Raw genomic sequence first — 18,217 nt, forward strand, 5'->3', positions numbered from 1 at the left:
TTGACGCGGCCCCGATCGCGAGGGAAAAAATGATCGCCGCCCGATCGGAGGCTGACAGGCGGAACATGACCGACATCCGGACACCAGATGTCAGATCAAGTCTAAACTTATACAGACTACCTGCATCGCAACCGGTGAGGGATGGTTGTATCTCGCCGCCGTGCTCGACCCCGCGGCCCGGAAGGGCGTCCGTTGGCCCGAGAATCTCGCGCTCACCCTCGCCAGTGATCCCCGGAGCCAGATAGACGGCGTTCGCCATTGGTCCCGAACGCATGGCGACACAATGGCTCACTTTTCACGATCCGGCTGTCCTTGTCGCGGATCCTCACGCGCGGCGCCTCGAAGATCACCAACAGATGGACCGCGTCCAGCGCCCGCGAGCGCCACTCCTTCACCTCGTTGGGCACCGCGTCGGTCGTCGGGAAAACGATCCGGTGAGGCTGTTGAAGAAGTCGTTTCGGGCCGGTGCCGGGTTTGGTTGGGCCGCGCACATTTCGAGGATCGACCGGAGCAACAGCATCAGGGCTGCCGCCAGTTCTTGAGGTTCATGGAGATGGCGGTCAGGAGTGCCTGGATCTTCATGTTTTCGAGCCCCCGCGGATGGCTCTGGCAAGTCCGTGGAGCGTCTTCGCGGCGCCGTGCGCGCCTTCGACCCGCCAGCGGTGGCGGGTGTGGATTGCGTGTTCGCCTTCACCCCAGGCAGCGCGTTCGCGCCGGGCGCGTGAGGCATGGCTGCGTGGTTGGTGACGATATGCACCCGCCGGGATGGCGCGCCCAGTGGCAGACACTGTCGCTTGAGGGCGCAACACGCGCGATCGCGCCGGTCGGCACGATACCACTTGCCGGATTTCGTGCTGTCGCGGGGGACGAGCCGCTTCCTTGCCGGGCACCGGACCGCATCGTGATGGGGATCGAACCTGAACCGTTCGGTCGGAAAGCCCCGCGCTCCTTTGCGGCGAGGGGAGCGAAGGGGCGGGATGACGGCTTCGATCCGGCGGTCTTCAAGGGCGGCGTAAACCCGCCCCACGCCATGGATCGTGTCCGCCGTGATCCGGTCAGGGGGAGACCCACGCGCTTCTTCGATGGCGTCCAGGCGCTCGGTGAACCGGCCCGTGTCATGTTCCTCGCCGGTCACGATCGCCACGTCCACCACGACGCCCGCGAGGTCATCCACGGCCGTGCCGCTTGTAGGCCGGGCGCGGCGGCGCCCTGGACGACGTCGCCGTCGCCAGCGGCGCTCGAACCGGTGGCGCATCGGGATCCGCGCGGCGGAGCTTCTTGAACTTGCCGCTCGTGCGCGCGTCCCGCTCGGCGTCGTGAGCGGCCTCGACCGCGTCGAGATGGCGCGAAACCAGCGCGTCCATGCTGACATTCGCCCGGATCAGACTGGCGTCGATGTGGACGGTCGCAGAAACCGATCCTGCGGCCTGACATTGCCGGCGGACGGGACTGTCAGGAATTCCGTGTTCGGACGGGCGGCTGAACATCGGGCCATCGCCCGGGTGAAGCGCTCACCGAAGATGACGGCGAACTGAGCCTTGGCGACCGCCCACTCCCGTGGCGGCATCTTCCGCTCCTTCTCGGAGCGGTTCAAGACCAGGAATAGGAGCTTGGTCGCGGCGTCGTCGTTGGGGAAGTGGCCTCTGGCGCGGACGGCCCGGCGTAGCTTGGCGTTCAGGGCCTCGATGGAATTCGTGGTATAGACGATCCGGCGGACATCGTCGGCGAAGCCGAAGAACGGGATCACCTCCGGCGAGGCCCGACGCCAGCTCTGAACGATGGCAGGATACTTCCGACCCCAGTAGCCGGTCTCGAAGGCATCGAGCGCGGCGCCACCCGCGGTGGCGTCCAGTGCCTTGTAGATATCCTTCAGCGCCGCGGCGACGGGCTTGCGGTCCTTGTAGGACACGAAGTCGAGGCTGTGACGCAGCAGGTGGACGATGCAGGTCTGGACCATGGCATCCGGGAAGACCGCGACGATCGCCTCGTGAAAGCCCTTCAGGCCAGCGACGACGGCGAGCAGTACGTCCTCGAATCCGCGATTTCTGAGCTCGTTCATGACCCCTGAGCCAGAACTTGGCGCCCTCATTCTGCTCGAGCCAGAGCCCGAGAACCTCCTTCGTGCCGTCGACGCGGACGCCAAGCGCGATGTGAACGGCCTTGTTTCGGACCGTGCCATCGTCGCGGATCTTCACCCGAAGGGCGTCGAAGACGATCAAGGGGTAGACCGCCTCGAGCGGGCGAGCCTGCCAAGCGGCCAACTCGTCCAAGACCGCGTCGGTGACGGCGCTGATCAGGTCCGGCTAGACCTCGACCCCGTAGAGCTCGCGGACATGCCCGGCGATCTCGCGCACGCTCATTCCGCGAGCGTACATCGAGAGGATCTTCTCGTCGAAGTCCGGAAATACTTCGCGATCAGCGCCGGGTCGAAGCTGCCCGCCCGGTCGCGTGGAAGCTCCAGCTCGATCCGGCCGGTCCCGGTCGTCACCGTCTCGCGGCCGTAGCCGTCGCGGCTGTTGCCGGGCTCGCCATTGACCAGGTGATGGTCCATCTCGGCGTTCAGCGCCCGCTCGGCCAGCGCCTTCCTCAGCTGGTCGAGGAGGCCGTCGGTGTCGAACGCCGTCCGGGCGTCGGCGCCGTCGAGCAACTGGTCAAGCAGCGTGTCGGCGATCACGGGTGGTTTGCGTCGGGGCATGCGGGGTCTCCTTCTTTCCCACTATGCCCGTCCGAACAAGGAATTCCTGACAGTCCCCCCGCAGGGGGTGGGGTCGGAAGACAGTGCGTCGAGCCGGATGTCCATGGCCGGGAGTCTATCCGCGGCCACCCGAGACAGCATTATCTCGCGGAATCAGCAGGATAGTCAGGCAAATGCGCCCTGGCGGGGCGTTCCGGGACGGTCGGCGCCAGTCGATCCCGTCCAAGAGCATCGCGAGCTGCGCCACCGTCAGCCGCGCCACTCCGTCCACCGGCGAGGGCCAAGGAAAGCGGCCCTTCTCGAGCGCCTTGTAGGAGAGGCAGAACCCCTCTGAACCATAGGGCGCCATTCTCTTCATCAAGACTCCGCTTTCTCGGGAGTTGGGGCCTCCGGCACACCCGGGGCGATTCACTTTCCGGAGCCGCTTGTTCTCTTTCTCAAGCTCCCTCAGGCGCTTCACCTGGTCGGACTTCAGCCCGCCGAACTCCTTGCGCCAGCGGTAGTAGGTAAAAGGCGTCACGCCGATCGAGCGGATGGCCACCGCGACCGGCCGTCCTGCGACACCAGCACGTCGACCTGCCTCAGCTTCAGCTTCGTGCTTTCTCCGTGGCTTACTTCAGGGAGGACCGCCTTCTATGGGCAGACCACGAGCAGCACCATCCAAAATCAAGTACTTGCCCGTTGACTCTCACCTCCCCCCTGCGAACTCGGTCCGCAACGACAGCGCAATAACATTCATCCCCGATGTCCCTTCGATGGTCCCGTGCGCCCGCCGTTGCCGCGGGATTGCGCCACTCCCTCACCTGTGGCTCGGAGGCGAGTTTCCGGTCCCATGCGCCGCGTAGCCGGGTGGCGCCCCGAAGGCGCCGCGTGGTCGTTCAGACACGCTCCGAAGGTGCCTGGTCAGCTCGTCAATTCGCACGCATGGAACAGGCCGAGGCGCCCTCAACGCCGGTTCGTGAAACGTTGTTCTCGGTCTCCGTCTGGTTCGCGCGCTGGCCGGTGAACTGAAGCGGACTCGTGTTCTGCCCCGTGTGACGGCCGCTGCGACGGGACTCAAGCTTCCTTCCGCGGTGGGAGGCCATGATCTCGATCTCGCGGACGAGCGCCTCGACAAACCGCCTCAGTACCCCCGGGCGGGGCTCGACGAACGGGTAGAGGGGATCATGTTTCATCGCTGGGTATCTCCAAAACCAGCTGATCCATCGGACGATGACCCGATGCGAGGGTGTCGCGCGGCGCGGCGCCGATGGTGGCGACGATGCCCAGGCAGACGATCAGCGCGACCGCCACCGCGATCCCGAGACGGCCGGTGAGACCCGGGAGGGACGAGAAACTCCGGAAGGACATGGAGGAGTACGTGGAGGCGACCCGCCGTACCCGCGGACGCTCCAGGCGGCCCGTCAGAGGCTCCGGGCGTTCGCCATCATAAACACTGTCGGCGGCGCGGCAGTCGGCGTTGAATTGGTCGAGTTCAATCGCGGTGAACATAATGTCTCCAGAAGATCGTTACTGAAATCAGAATCGGCGGAAATTCGCCTATCTCTGGAGTAGCTCTGGATCATCATCGCGTCAACGATCTGCCGGGAATTTACCCTGATTCGCATGCACTCCGGGATCGCGCAGCGCGCCCCGAGCTGAGGGAACACACCGCCCGGTCCCGACGGGCATGTTGTGATCAGTGGCAAGCGCGGCTCCGTGCGAGCCGCGCCGCGGTTCTCAGGGCGTCTCTCTCAGGCGGCTTTCCCGACGCGGCAGGGTCTCGGGAATGAAGCTGCCATGGGCGTCGAGCAGGTCGTCGACGAGCTTGGCGATCTGGGCGGTGTCGAGTTCGGCCGCGGTATGAGGGTCGAGCAGCGCCGCGCGCGCCACGTGGTCGCGCCGCCTCGTCAGCACCGCCCCGACGGTTGGTCTCCGCACGTTCACCTGCGTGCGCATGAGTGCCGCGAGCTGCATCGGGATCTCGCCGACCGGGGTAGGGGGCGACGCCCTGACGATCGACGAGGCACGGCACCTCTGCGGCGGATCGGCGGCGAGGACACGGAGCGGTGGCTGATGTGCGAGGTGAGCCTGATCTGGCACGAGTCCGTCGGCGCGACGCGCTAATCCCTGAGGCGCGAGACCGAGTTCCGCTCGACGAGTTCCGCCTTGCGCGTCACCTGCAGCGTGCTGACCGGCTCGCCGGCGATGCGCCGGACGAGGAGGTCCGCCAGCGGTTCGGCGGCGTCGCGCAGCGCCAGGCGGGTGACGGTGAGTGGGGGGTCGAGCGCGTCGGTCCTGACCTGCGGCAGCACGTCGTCATGGGCGACGACCGCGAGGTCGCGAGGCACCGAGAGCCCCCGGCGCCGGGCGGTCTCGTAGACCCCGGCGGCGACGAGCGAGTTGCAGCAGATCACCGCCGTCGGCCTGTCGCGCCCGGGGGCGAGGAGGCTGTGGCAGGCTTCGACGCCATGGGCGGCCGAGGTGTCGCCGTGGACGATCAGCGACGGATCGACCGGGAGCTGCCATCGGGCCATGGCGGCATGGAAGCCCTCGAGGCGCGCGGCGACCGATGGCCAGATCGCGGGTCCGGCGATGAGCGCGACGCGGCGATGCCCGGCGGCGGCCAGGACATCGACGGCCTGCTCCGAGACATCCCGGTTGTCGTCGTCGAAATAGGCATAGCGCGCGTCCCCCCGATGGTGCCCGTGCACGACGAAAGGATAGTCACGCGCGAGAAGCATCTCGATCCGGGGGTCGTCGGCGACCGGAAAGGTCACCACGAAACCGTCGAGCGCGCCGCGGGCAACCAGACGCTCATGGGTCGCGAGCGTGTCCGTCCCGTCGCCGACGTGCAGGACGAAGTCGAGACCGCGCGCCGAGAAGGCCATCGAAAGCCCGGCGACGAGTTCGAAGAAATGCCCGTGCTCGAAGGCCTTCGGCGGTTCGGCGAGGATGAGGCCCACCATGCCCGACCGTCCGGTCACCAGCTTGCGGGCGACCTGATGGGGCCGGTAGTTCAGCGCCCGCGCGACCTCCTCGATGCGCCGCCGCGTCTCCTCGGTAACGTCGTCGAAGCCGCGCAGCGCCCGGCTGACGGTCGTCGCCGAGAAACCCGTCGCTTTCGCCACGTCGCGCAGTGTCGTCATCGTAAGCCCTGGTCCGCGTGGGGTCAGCCGCCACGATGCCCGATCTTTGCCGGCTAACCCATGACTTGGTAACGGAAAAAGCGGTCTGGCGCCAGACCTCGCCACGCGCGGGCGCGGGAAGGCGCCGCGGCACACCGCCGCGGTTCGGCCCGTGAGGAGGGCGGGACCGGCCACCCGAGGGTCAAGGGTCGATCACCGTCATTGTCGCAAGGTCGAGCCGGAAGGCCGGCGCGAAGGTCAGACCCTCGGCCTCGCCGGCGGCGTCGGTATGGGGCGACATGCAGAGAAACCGGTTCCGGGTGAAATCGGGTCGCAGGACCGTCATGCCGAAGAGCGTGCCGAGACCGGGCACTGCGCTGCCCTCCGGTCCCCATGGCTGCCACGGGCCGTCGATCGAGCCGGCACGATAGACGCGGATCGTCTTGTCCACCTCGGCGTCGGGCTGTTTCTCGTAGAGCCGGCTGCAGGTCGAAGCGACGAGCCAGGCCGAGCCGTCCCGGTCATCGACATAGACCTTCGGCAGCTCGAACTGCGTGAACTCCTGCTCGTCCGGAACCGTGACCGGAGGCAGCAGCGTTTCAAGCTCGAAACCGGTCCCGTCGCGCCGGATGATCGCATGCCCCATCGCGGACCGCCGCGGCGCCGTCTTCGCGCTCCAGAAGAGATGGATGCGTCCGTCGCCGTCGATCAGCGGGAACGGGTCGCGCCAAGCCAGGATCGGCCCGCCGCCCTCGCCATCGCGATGCCCGATCTCGGCCGGGTCGGGCAGATAGTATCCGGCGTCGGTGATCGCCTGCCAGTCGCGCACCGGACAGAGCACCGGCGCCTCGGGCCGGTGCGCGACGGTGTAGCCGTCCGAGAGCGCGAGCATGATGTTCTGCGCGAAGGGCCGTTCGGGACCGAAGTCATGGAGGCCGGTATAGGCGAGAAGCTTCCAGCCGTCCTCCAGCGGTTCGATGCCGCCGCTCCAGAGCGTCAACGAATCGGCCAGGCCCGCGCCCCGGCGCGGCTCGATCAGGCATCCCTGATCGGTCCAGGACAGCCCGTCGTCGCGCGAGAGGAAATGGCGGATATGGAAGGGCACGCTGTTGCGATCCCCCGCCGCGAGCGGCGATCCGTCGGCGAGCCGGCGCCCGGTGGCGAGCGAATAGAGGTGGATCGCGCCGCCCGCCTCGACGTAGGACCAGGCGTCCCAGAGATAGAGGTCCGGATGGACGATGCCCGGTGTGAAGGGGCGTGGGTCGGGTGGCGGGATCGTCACTGGCATTCGTGTGCTTCCTGTCGGGTGGCCTCCCGGGGGGTCGGCGGAGACAAGGAATCCGCGCCGTGGACGCGGACCGGTGGGAGGAGCCGAGCCGCGCGCCACGGCGCCGGATGCTCCACCGGGCCCGCGAAGGCCCGGAGGAGCGACGCCCCGATTCAGGGCGCCTCCGACCGGTGCTGCTTTTCCGGCCCGGTGGGCCGGACGATCAGGACATCGCAGGGAGCCTGCTTGACGACCTCGGTCCCGACGGTACCGAGCAACCGCCCGGCGAGCGACCTGTCATGCGTGGCTCCGATAACCAGCAGTTCGGCGTTGCGCTCGCGGGCGGCCTTGACGAGCGCGACGGCCGGTTCCCCCTCGACGGTGAGCGCCGCCGCGACCGTCGCCCCCTGACGCGCGGCGACCGCGACCGCCGCGGCGATCGCCTCGCTGGCGGTGCCGCGCTCGATCACCTCGGTCGTCGTTCGCGGGTCTCCGCCCGTCGTCGCCAGGTTCCGGGCATCGGCGCGTTGCGACAGGCCGCTGTAGACGCAGACGATCACGAGATCCGCGTCCTCGTATTTCGAGATCCATGCCGCCCGTGCGACGGTCTGCTCGGCGAGATGCGACCCGTCGGTGCCGACGACGACGACGCGGTAGTCGGTCATGTTGCTCATGAGAGCCTCCTCTCCCGCGCGTTCAATGGCCACCGCCGGGCATCGCCATCACCTCGTCCACGTCGCGCACGATCGGCGGCTCCTTGATCCAGAGCATCGTCACGGCGGCGACGGCGAGGCCGACACCGGCGAAGGTGATCGCGTTGTTCGGATCGTCGCCGAGGATGTTCGAATAGACCCAGCCGAAGGTCACCGAATGGATCAGCATCGGGATCACGATCATCATGTTGATGATGCCCATGTAGACGCCGTAGCGGGTCGAGGGGATCATCCGCACCGCCATGATGTAGGGGACGCCCATGATCGACGCCCAGGCGATGCCGAGACCGATGATCGGGAAGAAGAGCAGGTACTTGTTCGTCAGGAACGGGAAGATGATGAGCCCCGCGGCGGCGATCAGCAGGCAGGCCATGTGCACGAATTTCGCACCCCGCTGCCGCGCGAAGGCGACGAGCGAGAAGGCGACCGAGAAGGTCACGATATTGTACCAGCCGTTGATGAGCCCGGTCCAGCCGACCGCCTCGCGGAAGCCGTCCGACTGAGGATCCGTCGTGCCCCAGACCGATTGCGCCATGGAAAGCGTCACATACTGCCAGTAGCAGACCATCGCATACCACTGGAACAGATAGACGACCGCGAGCTTGCGCAACTCGACCGGCATTTCGACGATGGCGTCCCAGATCTCCCTGAGGAAGCCGAGCGGGCTGCCCTTGTGCTCGCGCAGGGCCTTCAACTCGGCCTCGGTCGGCGGGATCTCGGGCGTCGTCAGCACCGAGACCAGCACCGATCCGATCGAGCAGACGGCGCCGAGCATGAAGGAGCCGACGACCCAGTAGGGGATGCCCGCCTCGGTCGCGCCCTCGATCAGGTTCTGGAACACGAAGAGCGAGATATTCGCGAGCGTGATGCCGAAACCGGTGAAGAAGCTCTGGGCGAGGAAGCCCTTGCCGAGCTGCGACGGCGGCAGCTTGTCGGCGATGAAGGCGCGATAGGGTTCCATCGCGGTGTTGTTCGACGCGTCGAGCAGCCAGAGCAGCAGGACCGCCATCCAGAGCGCCGAGACGAAGGGGAAGAGGAACAGGCAGATCGAGCAGCCGATGGCGCCGATCAGGAAGAACGGCTTTCTCCGGCCCCAGCGCGGGCTCCAGGTCCGGTCGCTGAGCGCGCCGATGATCGGCTGGATCAGGAGACCGGTCATCGGTCCCGCGAGGTTCAGGATCGGCAGGTCATGCGGATTCGCGCCGATGAACTGGAAGATCGGGTTGATCGCGGTCTGCTGCATCCCGAAGCTGTACTGGATGCCGAAGAAGCCGAAGTTCATGAGCAGGATCTGCCGCATGTCCATCAGCGGCTTCTGCCGCACGATCGTGGTATGCGTCAGTTCGGCGCCCGTGGTGGGCGCGCCCTCGTCGATGCTCGCCGCCGTCGTGCTCGTGCTCACCGGTCGCCTCCCGCGTCGCGATCAAGGAATTGCTGCAGCCGCCCGAGTTCCCGCTCCCAGCCTTCGCTGTGATAGCCGGCGACATTCGCCTCGTAGGGGCCCTGCACGATGCGGACCAGCGTGCCGTCGCGCCCCATCTTGTTGAACTCGACCCGAAGCTCCAGCGGCTTGTCCGGGTCGATCCCCGGATCGCCTGTGATCCTCTGCCGGGCGACGAAGACATCCGGCTCGAAATATTCGGTGAAGATGGCGTCCGTGGTCACGCGCGTGGACGGATCACTGTCGCGCACCTTCACGTGGTGGTGCTTGCCCCCGGTCTTGAGATCGGAACTGAGCGTCTCCTTCTCGACGTGCCAGCCCGGACTGCCGCGCCATTCGGCCATTTCCTCCGGAGCCGTCCAGGCCCTGAAAACCACGGGCCGCGGATAGTCGAACTGACGCTCAATGATGACCATGACATTGGCAGCCATGCCGAGCTTCCCCCTTACGTTGCTAGTATAATTTTATTACGTGCCGCGGTAATCGCGAGCACGAATCGGCAATCTTATCGTTAAGATAAGGGCAAGCGCGAGCGCGCTGTCAACCTTGGCGGCGGTCCACGATCGCTTCGGTGGCGGCGGTCCGCTTACCGCGATCCGCGCGCCGGGATGGGTGCGGGGGTCGAACGAGAACGACCGCCGCCCGGTCCGGCGACGGTCGTCGAGTGTCACCCGGACCGGGAGGTCCGGGGCAGCGTGATCAGGCGCGGGCCAGAGGCTCGCCTGGATGCGCGATCAGATCCGCGCGCCCAGCTTCGCGAAGTAGTCGTTGGTGATCTTCACGACCACTGGCGACAGGAGCACGAGCGAGATCAGGTTCGGGAAGGCCATGAAGGCGTTCAGCGTGTCGGCGACCAGCCAGACGAAGTCGAGATGGGTCGTCGCGCCGATCATCACGAAGATCGTCCAGAGCAGCCGGTAGGGCTTCTCGACCGCCGTGCCCATGATGAACTCCCAGCACTTCTCGCCGAAATAGGCCCAGCCGAGAATGGTGGTGAAGGCGAAGACGGCGAGCGCGGCGGCGAGGAAATACTGTCCGAAGCCCGGAAGCGCGGCGCCGAAGGCGTTCGAGGTGAGCGCCGCGCCCGACTCGCCGCTGTTCCAGACGCCGGTCACCATGATGACGAGCCCGGTCATGGTGCAGACGATCAGCGTGTCGATGAAGGTGCCCATCATGCCGATCAGCCCCGACTGCGCCGCGTTGTTCGACTGGCCCGCCGCCTGGGCGATGCCCGCCGTGCCGAGCCCGGCCTCGTTCGAGAAGATGCCGCGCGCCACGCCGTAGCGCATGGCAAGCATGATCGTGGCGCCAGCGAAGCCGCCGCCGGCCGCGATCGGGGTGAAGGCGTGCTGGAAGATCAGGCCGAACGCCGCCGGGATCTGGCCGAGGTTGAGCAGCAGGATCAGGAGCGCGACCACGATATAGGCGATGCACATGAAGGGCACGAGCTTCTCGGCCACCGCGCCGATCCGCTTGATGCCGCCGAGCAGGACGAAGCCCGTCATAACAGTGAGGATGATACCGGTCAGCCAGACCGGCACGCCGAAGCCGGTCTCGACCACGGCCGCGATGGAATTCGACTGCACCATGTTGCCGATGCCGAAACCCGCGAGCCCGCCGAAGAGCGCGAAGGCGACGCCGAGCCAGCGCCAGTTCTGGCCGAGCCCGTTCTTGATGGCATACATCGGCCCGCCGACATGCTCGCCCCGGTCATCGACCTCGCGGTAGTGCACGGCGAGCAGCACCTCGGCGTATTTCGTGGCCATGCCGACGAGCGCGGTCATCCACATCCAGAAGAGCGCGCCGGGCCCGCCGAGAGCGATGGCGGTCGCCACGCCCGCGATGTTGCCGGTACCGACGGTCGCTGCGAGCGCGGTCATGAGCGCGGCGTAAGGGCTGATCTCGCCTTTCGCATCGGCGTCGGGCTTGCGGCCGTTCCAGACCATCCGGAACCCCATCGCGATCCGGCGGATCGGCATCAGCTTCAGGCGGATCTGCAGCAGAAGGCCGGTCCCGAGGATCAGGACCAGCATCGGTGGCCCCCAGACAAAGCCGTTTATGGCCGAGAAGAATGCGGTCAGCGCTTCCATTTGGTCTTATCCCTCCCTTGGGCGATTGCCGGCCGGCCGATCAGGATGACGGCGGCGTTCGCGTGGTCATTCAATGTGATTATTGGATCCTGAGCAATAATCGAGAGGATCCCAACCATTCGCGAGGCAATGAGCTCTCGGAGCGACACTTGGCCGCGGAAACGGTTCCGGTATCAGCCGGTCTCGCCGGTCTTCTCGCCATGCCCCCGCCCGAGCCGCGAGGCCTTGAGCGGGCCGAGCGCGGCGAGGTGCCGGCGCATGAAATCCGACGCTTCGCGATTCCGGCCCCGGAGCACCAGGTCCAGCAGCTCGACATGTTCGAGGCAGCGTTCGCGGGCGATGTCGCGGTCGAGCATCTGGCCGTAGTCGAAAAGCCGCCGCAGCCGATCGACGCGTTTCAGCGCGTCGATGAAGAAGAAGTTCCCGCTGCATTCGATGACGGACTCATGCATGCCGCTGTTGAGCTCGAAGAGCCGGGCGTCGGGGACCGTCCAGATCGCACCGTCCACCAGCCAGCGCTGCTGCTCGCGCCGCTGTTCGAGCACGGGGCGGTTCAGCTCGAAGCGCGGCTCCAGGAGCGCGGCGGGCTCGATCAGCTGCCGGAAGCGATAGCTGTCGCGATAGGCTTCGAGCGAGGTCAGGACGGGCAGGAACTCCCAGCCATGGCCGGGTAGGCGCTCGATCCAGCCTTCGAGTGCCATCCGGCGCAGCAGCTTCGTCAGGCGCCCCTTGGTCAGATCGTAGCGGCGCAGGAACTCGTTCTCGGTCATGCGTTCGGGCAGATCGCCCCGGACGCGGTCCCGCGCGATGCGCTGGTAGACCTCCTCGTCCTCGTCAACCTCCGCGGGGGCGTCCGAGATCCGCTCGGCGGCGGCGACATCCACCACCTGATAGCCGCTGCGCTCGCCCGCGACGAGGACGCCGGCCTCCTCGAGCTGTTTCATTGCCGCGCGGACCGGGGACCGGGAGACCCGGAACTGTTCGGCGAGCTTGCGCTCGGTCAGACGGTCGCCCCGCCTGAGCCCCCCCTCGCGGATATGGGTGGCTATCTGGCTCACAAGATTGGTCGCGAGAGTGGTCATGGGTCGATCCGGGCCCGGTGTCTCACCGATTGATGCCAGATTCCGCTGGTTGGGCCAAGTCTGGATTTTTGAACTTGCAAAAAACCGAATCATCGCGTATCTGGTATTTAGAAGTTACAAAAAGCCAAACGGGAGAAACGGATCGGAATGGTGAAGGCGCGGCGACCGAGCCGCTGACGGACCCCGATCGGACTCTCCGCCCCGAGAATCGAAGCGAGAGGATGAAGCATGCGCGTGCTGGTATTGCCCGGCGACGGGATCGGCCCGGAGATCACCGAGGCCACGTTGAAGGTGCTGGAACGGGCCGACGCGGCCCATGGGCTCGGCCTCGAGATCGAGCGGGCCGACATCGGGTTGAAGTCGCTCGCCGAGCAGGGAACGACGCTGCCCGACGCGGTGCTGCGCCGGATCCCCGAGGTCGATGGCGTGCTTCTCGGCCCGGTCTCGCATTACGAGTATCCGACGCGCGACAAGGGCGGGATCAACCCGTCGGGCGCGCTCCGCACCGAGTTCAAGCTCTACGCCAACATCCGCCCCTGCCGCTCGCGCCCGGATCTGACCGTGCTGCGAAAGCCGATGGATCTCGTCATCGTCCGCGAGAACACCGAGGGCTTCTATTCCGACCGCAACATGTTCGCGGGGACCGGCGAGTTCATGCCCGATCCCGACATGGCGCTTTCGGTCCGCAAGGTGACCGCGAAGGCCTGCCGGGCGGTGGCGCGCACGGCCTTCGAACTGGCCCAACACCGTCGCAAGAAGGTGACCGCCGTCCACAAGGCCAATGTCGTGAAGCTCTCCGACGGTCTGTTCCTGCGAGAAGTGCGCAAGGTCGCGGCCGAATATCCCGAGGTCACGCTTGAAGAGCTGATCGTCGATGCGACCGCGGCGCTCCTGATCCGCCGTCCGGACCAGTTCGACGTCATCGTCACCACCAACATGTTCGGCGACATCCTGTCGGACGAGGCTTCGGAGCTTTCGGGCAGCCTCGGCCTCGGCGGTTCGATCAGCGAAGGGGACGGGATCTGTGTCGCGCAGGCGCAGCACGGTTCGGCGCCGGATATCGCGGGGCAGGGCAAGGCCAATCCGACCTCGCTGATCCTTTCCGCCGCCATGCTGCTCGACTGGCTCGGCCGGCGCCACGACGATCCGCGGTATCTCGCGGCGGCGAAGGCGATCGAGGCGGCGGTGGAGCGCGCGCTGGACGATCCCGGGAGCCGGACGGCGGATCTCGGCGGCCCGCTCGGGACCGACGCCTTCACCGCCCGCGTCTGCGACGCGCTCGCGGGCGTGGTCGCGCCCGCCTGATAAGGGCCGCCCGATCAAGCCCGTCTGATCGCGCCCGTCAGGCGCTTGGCAAAACGCGCGCCTGACACGCCTGAGATCAACACGAACGAACGCCAGGGCCGGATGGCCGAACCGGAGGAACACCCATGTCAAATCTCACCCGCCGCGGCTTCGCGCTGCTCGCCACCGCCGCCATCGTGGCATCGTCCTTCGCCCTTCCGGGCCATGCCGAGGCGAGGCTCGAACAGCTCGGGCTTCTCGCCCCGTCGAGCCCCGGTTCCGGCTATGATCAGCTCGCCCGCGGCCTGCAGCAGACGCTGCAGTCCGAGGGGCTGGTCCCGGCCGTCGAGGTCACCAACGTTGCGGGCGGCGGCGGCACCGTCGGGCTCGCGCAGTTCGTCACCTCCCGGCCGCGCAATCCGGTCGCGATGGTCGTCGGCTTCGCGCTTGTCGGCGGCGTGCTCACCACTGGCTCGGCGGTGACGCTCGACGACGTGACACCGGTCGCCCGGCTGATGGCCGACCAGGATGTCATCGTCGTGCCCGAGGGTTCCGAGATCAGGACGCTCGCCGATCTGGTCGCGGCCCTGAAGGCGGCGCCCGGCGATGTCTCCTGGGCGGGCGGCTCCATCGGCGGCGTCGATCACATCACGGCCGGCCTCTTCGCCAAGGCGGCGGGCGTCGATCCGACCGCGATCAACTACGTGGTGCACGCCGGCGGCGGCGAGGTGCTGGCCTCGGTGCTCGGTGGCCACACCACGCTCGGCATCTCGGGCTACGAGGAATTCCGGACCCAGATCGAGGCGGGCAAGCTCGTGCCGCTCGCCGTCTCGGGCGAGGAGCGCATTCCCGGCCTCGACGCGCCGACGTTCCGGGAGGCTGGCGTCGATCTCGCGGTCACCAACTGGCGCGGTCTCGTGACCAGCACGAAACTCGACGATGACGAGCGGGCGGCGCTCGACGAGACCATCGCCGCGCTCGTCGCAACCCCCGCCTGGGCCGAACTGCTCGCCTCCCGCAACTGGCAGGACGCCTACCAGCCCGCCGATGCCTTCGGCGCCTTTCTCGACGAGGAATCGACGCGTATCGGCGAGGCGCTTCGCGACGCCGGCGTCGTCCAGTAACCTCCGGGGCAGGGGGCGCGCGGGCCGTGCGCGCCCCTCCACCGAAAACACCCCCATCGCTGGCAAGGCCAGATCCCCGTCGCCCCGACCGTCCGGAGACCATCATGACTGAGACACGTTTCTTCACCCCCGAAGACCTGACCGGCTATGCCGAGGCGATGTTCCGCTCGGCCGGCATGAGCGAGGCCGACGCGCGCCTGATCGCGGGCGATCTCGTCAAGGCCAACCTGCGCGGCGTCGACAGCCATGGCGTCTCGCGCATCCCGATGTATCTCGAACGCCTGCGCCGGGGGCTGGTGAACCCGCGCCCCGAGGTGAAGGTGACCAAGGTCGCGGGCGCCGTCGCGCATGTCGATGGCGATGGTGGCATGGGCTTCGTCGCCTCGGAGGTGGCGATGACGACCGCCTGCGACCTCGCCGGCGAAATGGGCATCGGGCTCGCGGGCGTCCACCGCTCGACGCATTTCGGCATGGGCGCGGCCTATGCGCTGCGCGCCATCGAGCGCGGCTATATCTCGCTCATCTTCACCAATTCCTCGCCCGCGATCCCGATGTGGGGCGGGCGCACCACCTTCCTCGGCGCGAGCCCGATCGCCGCCGGCATCCCGGGCGGCAGGCACGCGCCCTATGTGATGGACATGGCGATGACGGTGATCGCGCGCGGCAAGATCCGCCTCGCGGCGATGAAGGGCGACCCGATCCCCGAGGGGCTGGCGCTCGATGTCGAGGGCAATCCGACAACGGACGCGGCGAAGGCTTTCGAGGGCGTCTGCCTGCCCTTCGGCGGCGTCAAGGGCTCGGTGCTCGGCACGCTCATGGACCTGATGTCGGGGGTGCTGACCGGGGCGAATTTCGGCGGCGAGGTGAAGAGCCTCTATTTCGACCATTCCGGGCCGCAGAACGTCGGGCATCTCTTCTTCGCGATCCGTCCCGACCTCTTCATGTCGCTCACCGATTTCGAGGCGCGGATGGACGCCTACTACGAGCGGATCAAGGAATTGCCGAAGGCGGCTGGCGTCGAGGAGATCATGATGCCCGGCGAACCCGAGCAGCGCCGCGAGGACCAGCGCCGCCGCGAGGGCATTCCGGTCACCGCCAATGTGATCCGCGACCTGACCGCGGAAGGCGCCGGCGCCGGCGTCGCCTTCCCCGAGGGCCGCGCCGAGCCCGCGGCCGCGTGATGAACCGGCTCTCCGCCCATATCGGCTACCTCTACACCGAACTGCCGCTCGCCGAGCGTCTGGCGGCGGCGGCGCGCGACGGCTTCACCGCCGTCGAGCATCCCGAGCCCTGGTCGATCCCGGCCCCCGAGATGCGCGCCCGCCTCGCCGACCTCGGCCTCGTCTTCGCCCAGGTGACGAGCGGCATGGGCGGAGCCGGCGAGAAGGGCCTCGCCGCCTTGCCCGGCCGTGAGGAGGAGTTTCGCGAGGGGTTCCGCCGCGCGCTCGATTATGCCGTCGCGATCGGCTGCCCCTTCGTGCATCCGATGGCGGGAGTTCCCGCCGGCGCCGATCCGGCCGGGGCGAAGGCGAGCTATCGCGAGAACATCGCCTTCGCCCACGCGCTTCGCGCCGGAACCGGCGCGCGGCTGCTCGTCGAGGTGATCACCATCCCGGGCTATGCGATGGGAACGCTCGCCGAGGCCGCCGCGCTCCAGGACGATTTCGGGGGCGAGATGTCGCTGCTGCTCGACACCTACCACGCAACCGTTCTCGGCATCGACCCGACCCAATGGCTGGCGGTGAACCCGTCCCGTATCGGCCATGTCCATATCGCCGACCACCCCGGCCGGCATGAGCCGGGGACCGGCGCGGTCGACTTCCCGCGCTTCCTCGATGCGCTCCGGAGCGCCGGCTACGCCGGTGCCATCGGTTTCGAATACATCCCCTCCGGCGCGACGAGCGCCAGCGCCCGCTTCCTCCCCGCCTGGAAGCGCCTTCTCGACACCCCCCCCCGCCATGGGAGCCGCGTCATGACCACGACCACAGCCATCCTCACCCCGCAGAGCGCGATCACCACCATCGACCCGACGACCGGCGCGACGATCGCGACCCACCCGCTTCAGGACGATGCCACCGTCGACGCGCTCCTCGACGCCGCCGTGACGGCGCAGCGTGCCTGGGCGCGCGAGCCCGTCGCCGAGCGGGTTAAGCTCCTCACCCGCATGGCCGGGGCGTTGCGCGCCGGCAAGGCGCGCTACGCCGAGATGGTGACGCGCGAGATGGGCAAGCCGATCGCCGAGGCCGAGGCCGAGATCGAGAAATGCGCCTATAACTGCGACTTCTACGCCGAACACGCGGCTGCCATGCTCGCCGACGAGCCGGTGGCCACGAACGCGGCAGAGACGCTGGTCGCCTATGAGCCGCTCGGGCTCGTGCTCGCGATCATGCCGTGGAACTATCCGTTCTGGCAGTATTTCCGCTTCGCCGCCCCGGCGCTCGCCGCCGGCAACGGCGCGATCCTGAAACACGCCGCCAATGTCACCGAATGCGCGCTGGCGGTTCAGGAAATCATGGAGGCCGCGGGCGCACCCGAGGGGCTGACCGCGACGCTCGTGATTGACACCGCGCAGGTCGCAGGCCTGATCGCCGATCCGCGCATCGCCGCCGTCACGCTGACCGGCTCGACCGAGGTCGGTGCCATCGTCGCCTCCCAGGCGGGACGCGCGCTGAAGAAACAGGTGCTGGAACTCGGCGGCTCCGACCCGTTCATCGTGCTGGCCGATGCCGATCTCGAGAAGGCGGCCGAGACGGCGGTCAAGGCGCGCTACATCAACGTCGGCCAGAGCTGCGTCAACGCCAAGCGCTTCATCGTCGAGGAGGCGGTCGCCGACCGTTTCGTGGAGCTTTTCGTCGCCAAGGCCGAGGCGCTGAAGGTCGGAGATCCGATGGAGCGTGACACCGCCATCGGCCCGATGGCCCGCGCCAACCTGCGCGACACGCTGCACGGCCAGGTCGAACGCTCGCTCGCCGAGGGCGCCGAACTCAGGCTCGGCGGCGAGCCGATCGACGGCCCCGGCTTCTACTATCCGCCGACCGTGCTCGACCGGGTCGAACCGGGCATGACCGCCTTCCGGGAGGAGACCTTCGGCCCGGTCGCGGCGATCATCCGCGCCCGCGACGCCGAACACGCTGTGGCACTCGCCAATGACACCGAATACGGCCTCGGCGCCGCGCTCTGGACCGGAGATACCGCGCGCGGGCTCGATCTCGCCCGCCGCGTCGAGGCCGGCGCGGTCTTCGTCAACGGCATGACCGCCTCCGACCCGCGCTACCCGTTCGGCGGCATCAAGCGCTCCGGCTACGGCCGCGAGCTTGGCCAGCACGGCATCCGCGAATTCGTCAACATCAAGACCCTCTGGGTCGGTCCCACCCGGTGATTTCGACCCGGTGATTTCGGCCCAGCAAACTCACT

18 protein-coding genes and 2 pseudogenes are annotated in these 18,217 nt (G+C 67.6%); 4 read left to right on the top strand and 16 right to left on the bottom strand.

All coding sequences use genetic code 11. The features are described from left to right. From ACLJK8_RS16120 to ACLJK8_RS16195, 16 genes and pseudogenes are all read right to left on the bottom strand, one after another. Positions 1-259, bottom strand: a 259-nt coding sequence (locus tag ACLJK8_RS16120) for a hypothetical protein (protein WP_413151371.1), incomplete at its 3' end; no start/stop codon positions are given. A gap of 132 nt (positions 260-391) precedes the next feature. Beyond that, the gene (locus tag ACLJK8_RS16125) at positions 392-1,174 is read right to left on the bottom strand and encodes a hypothetical protein (RefSeq protein ID WP_413151372.1); all 783 of its coding nucleotides are present in this window, start codon (positions 1,172-1,174) and stop codon (positions 392-394) included. Then, the gene (locus ACLJK8_RS16130) at positions 1,167-1,364 is read right to left on the bottom strand and encodes a hypothetical protein (RefSeq protein WP_413151373.1); all 198 of its coding nucleotides are present in this window, start codon (positions 1,362-1,364) and stop codon (positions 1,167-1,169) included. Before ACLJK8_RS16130 ends, ACLJK8_RS16125 begins: the two co-directional genes overlap by 8 nt. Before the next feature lie 131 nt (positions 1,365-1,495). Next, positions 1,496-2,695 (bottom strand): annotated as a pseudogene (locus ACLJK8_RS16135) (IS256 family transposase); the annotation flags it as partial. 115 nt (positions 2,696-2,810) lie between these two features. Next, positions 2,811-3,053 (bottom strand): IS66 family insertion sequence element accessory protein TnpB, encoded by a 243-nt coding sequence (tnpB, locus tag ACLJK8_RS16140; protein WP_413151404.1) that lies wholly within the window; start codon positions 3,051-3,053, stop codon positions 2,811-2,813. A 54-nt stretch (positions 3,054-3,107) separates the two neighbouring features. After that, positions 3,108-3,286, bottom strand: a pseudogene (locus ACLJK8_RS16145) (transposase); the annotation flags it as partial. A gap of 320 nt (positions 3,287-3,606) precedes the next feature. Then, positions 3,607-3,870, bottom strand: a complete 264-nt coding sequence (locus tag ACLJK8_RS16150) for a hypothetical protein (protein ID WP_413151374.1) — start codon at positions 3,868-3,870, stop codon at positions 3,607-3,609. Further along, positions 3,860-4,186, bottom strand: coding sequence for a hypothetical protein (locus tag ACLJK8_RS16155; RefSeq protein ID WP_413151375.1), 327 nt, complete (start codon positions 4,184-4,186; stop codon positions 3,860-3,862). Before ACLJK8_RS16155 ends, ACLJK8_RS16150 begins: the two co-directional genes overlap by 11 nt. A 228-nt stretch (positions 4,187-4,414) precedes the next feature. Further along, positions 4,415-4,777 carry a hypothetical protein gene (locus ACLJK8_RS16160; protein ID WP_413151376.1) on the bottom strand — a complete coding sequence of 121 codons (363 nt, stop codon included), beginning with the start codon at positions 4,775-4,777 and terminating at the stop codon, positions 4,415-4,417. A gap of 20 nt (positions 4,778-4,797) precedes the next feature. Further along, positions 4,798-5,823, bottom strand: a complete 1,026-nt coding sequence (locus tag ACLJK8_RS16165) for a LacI family DNA-binding transcriptional regulator (RefSeq protein WP_413151377.1) — start codon at positions 5,821-5,823, stop codon at positions 4,798-4,800. A gap of 181 nt (positions 5,824-6,004) precedes the next feature. Then, positions 6,005-7,090 carry a hypothetical protein gene (locus ACLJK8_RS16170; RefSeq protein WP_413151378.1) on the bottom strand — a complete coding sequence of 362 codons (1,086 nt, stop codon included), beginning with the start codon at positions 7,088-7,090 and terminating at the stop codon, positions 6,005-6,007. Between the two features lie 152 nt (positions 7,091-7,242). Then, positions 7,243-7,743: a universal stress protein gene (locus ACLJK8_RS16175; protein ID WP_413151379.1), complete on the bottom strand. Its 501-nt coding sequence runs from the start codon at positions 7,741-7,743 to the stop codon at positions 7,243-7,245. Between the two features lie 22 nt (positions 7,744-7,765). Continuing rightward, positions 7,766-9,184 carry an MFS transporter gene (locus ACLJK8_RS16180; protein ID WP_413151380.1) on the bottom strand — a complete coding sequence of 473 codons (1,419 nt, stop codon included), beginning with the start codon at positions 9,182-9,184 and terminating at the stop codon, positions 7,766-7,768. Beyond that, on the bottom strand, positions 9,181-9,654 hold the full coding sequence (locus ACLJK8_RS16185) for an SRPBCC family protein (RefSeq protein WP_413151381.1): 474 nt from the start codon (positions 9,652-9,654) through the stop codon (positions 9,181-9,183). Before ACLJK8_RS16185 ends, ACLJK8_RS16180 begins: the two co-directional genes overlap by 4 nt. A gap of 303 nt (positions 9,655-9,957) precedes the next feature. Beyond that, positions 9,958-11,313, bottom strand: a complete 1,356-nt coding sequence (locus ACLJK8_RS16190) for an alanine/glycine:cation symporter family protein (protein ID WP_413151382.1) — start codon at positions 11,311-11,313, stop codon at positions 9,958-9,960. A gap of 173 nt (positions 11,314-11,486) precedes the next feature. Beyond that, positions 11,487-12,395, bottom strand: coding sequence for a GntR family transcriptional regulator (locus ACLJK8_RS16195; protein ID WP_413151383.1), 909 nt, complete (start codon positions 12,393-12,395; stop codon positions 11,487-11,489). Positions 12,396-12,623: 228 nt separating this feature from the next. On the opposite strand from ACLJK8_RS16195, the gene ACLJK8_RS16200 reads away from it, so the two are divergent. From ACLJK8_RS16200 to ACLJK8_RS16215, 4 genes are all read left to right on the top strand, one after another. Then, complete coding sequence (locus tag ACLJK8_RS16200; RefSeq protein ID WP_413151384.1) at positions 12,624-13,700, top strand: isocitrate/isopropylmalate dehydrogenase family protein; 1,077 nt, start codon at positions 12,624-12,626, stop codon at positions 13,698-13,700. Positions 13,701-13,825: 125 nt separating this feature from the next. Further along, positions 13,826-14,803, top strand: a complete 978-nt coding sequence (locus ACLJK8_RS16205; RefSeq protein WP_413151385.1) for a Bug family tripartite tricarboxylate transporter substrate binding protein — start codon at positions 13,826-13,828, stop codon at positions 14,801-14,803. Positions 14,804-14,907: 104 nt separating this feature from the next. Beyond that, positions 14,908-15,984, top strand: a complete 1,077-nt coding sequence (locus ACLJK8_RS16210; protein WP_413151386.1) for an Ldh family oxidoreductase — start codon at positions 14,908-14,910, stop codon at positions 15,982-15,984. Next, a complete protein-coding gene (locus tag ACLJK8_RS16215; RefSeq protein WP_413151387.1) occupies positions 15,984-18,182 on the top strand; it encodes an aldehyde dehydrogenase family protein in 2,199 nt (732 codons plus the stop codon). Before ACLJK8_RS16210 ends, ACLJK8_RS16215 begins: the two co-directional genes overlap by 1 nt. Positions 18,183-18,217: the final 35 nt, after the last annotated feature.

It is taken from the genome of Amaricoccus sp. W119, assembly GCF_047275745.1.
Taxonomy (GTDB): Bacteria; Pseudomonadota; Alphaproteobacteria; order Rhodobacterales; family Rhodobacteraceae; genus Amaricoccus.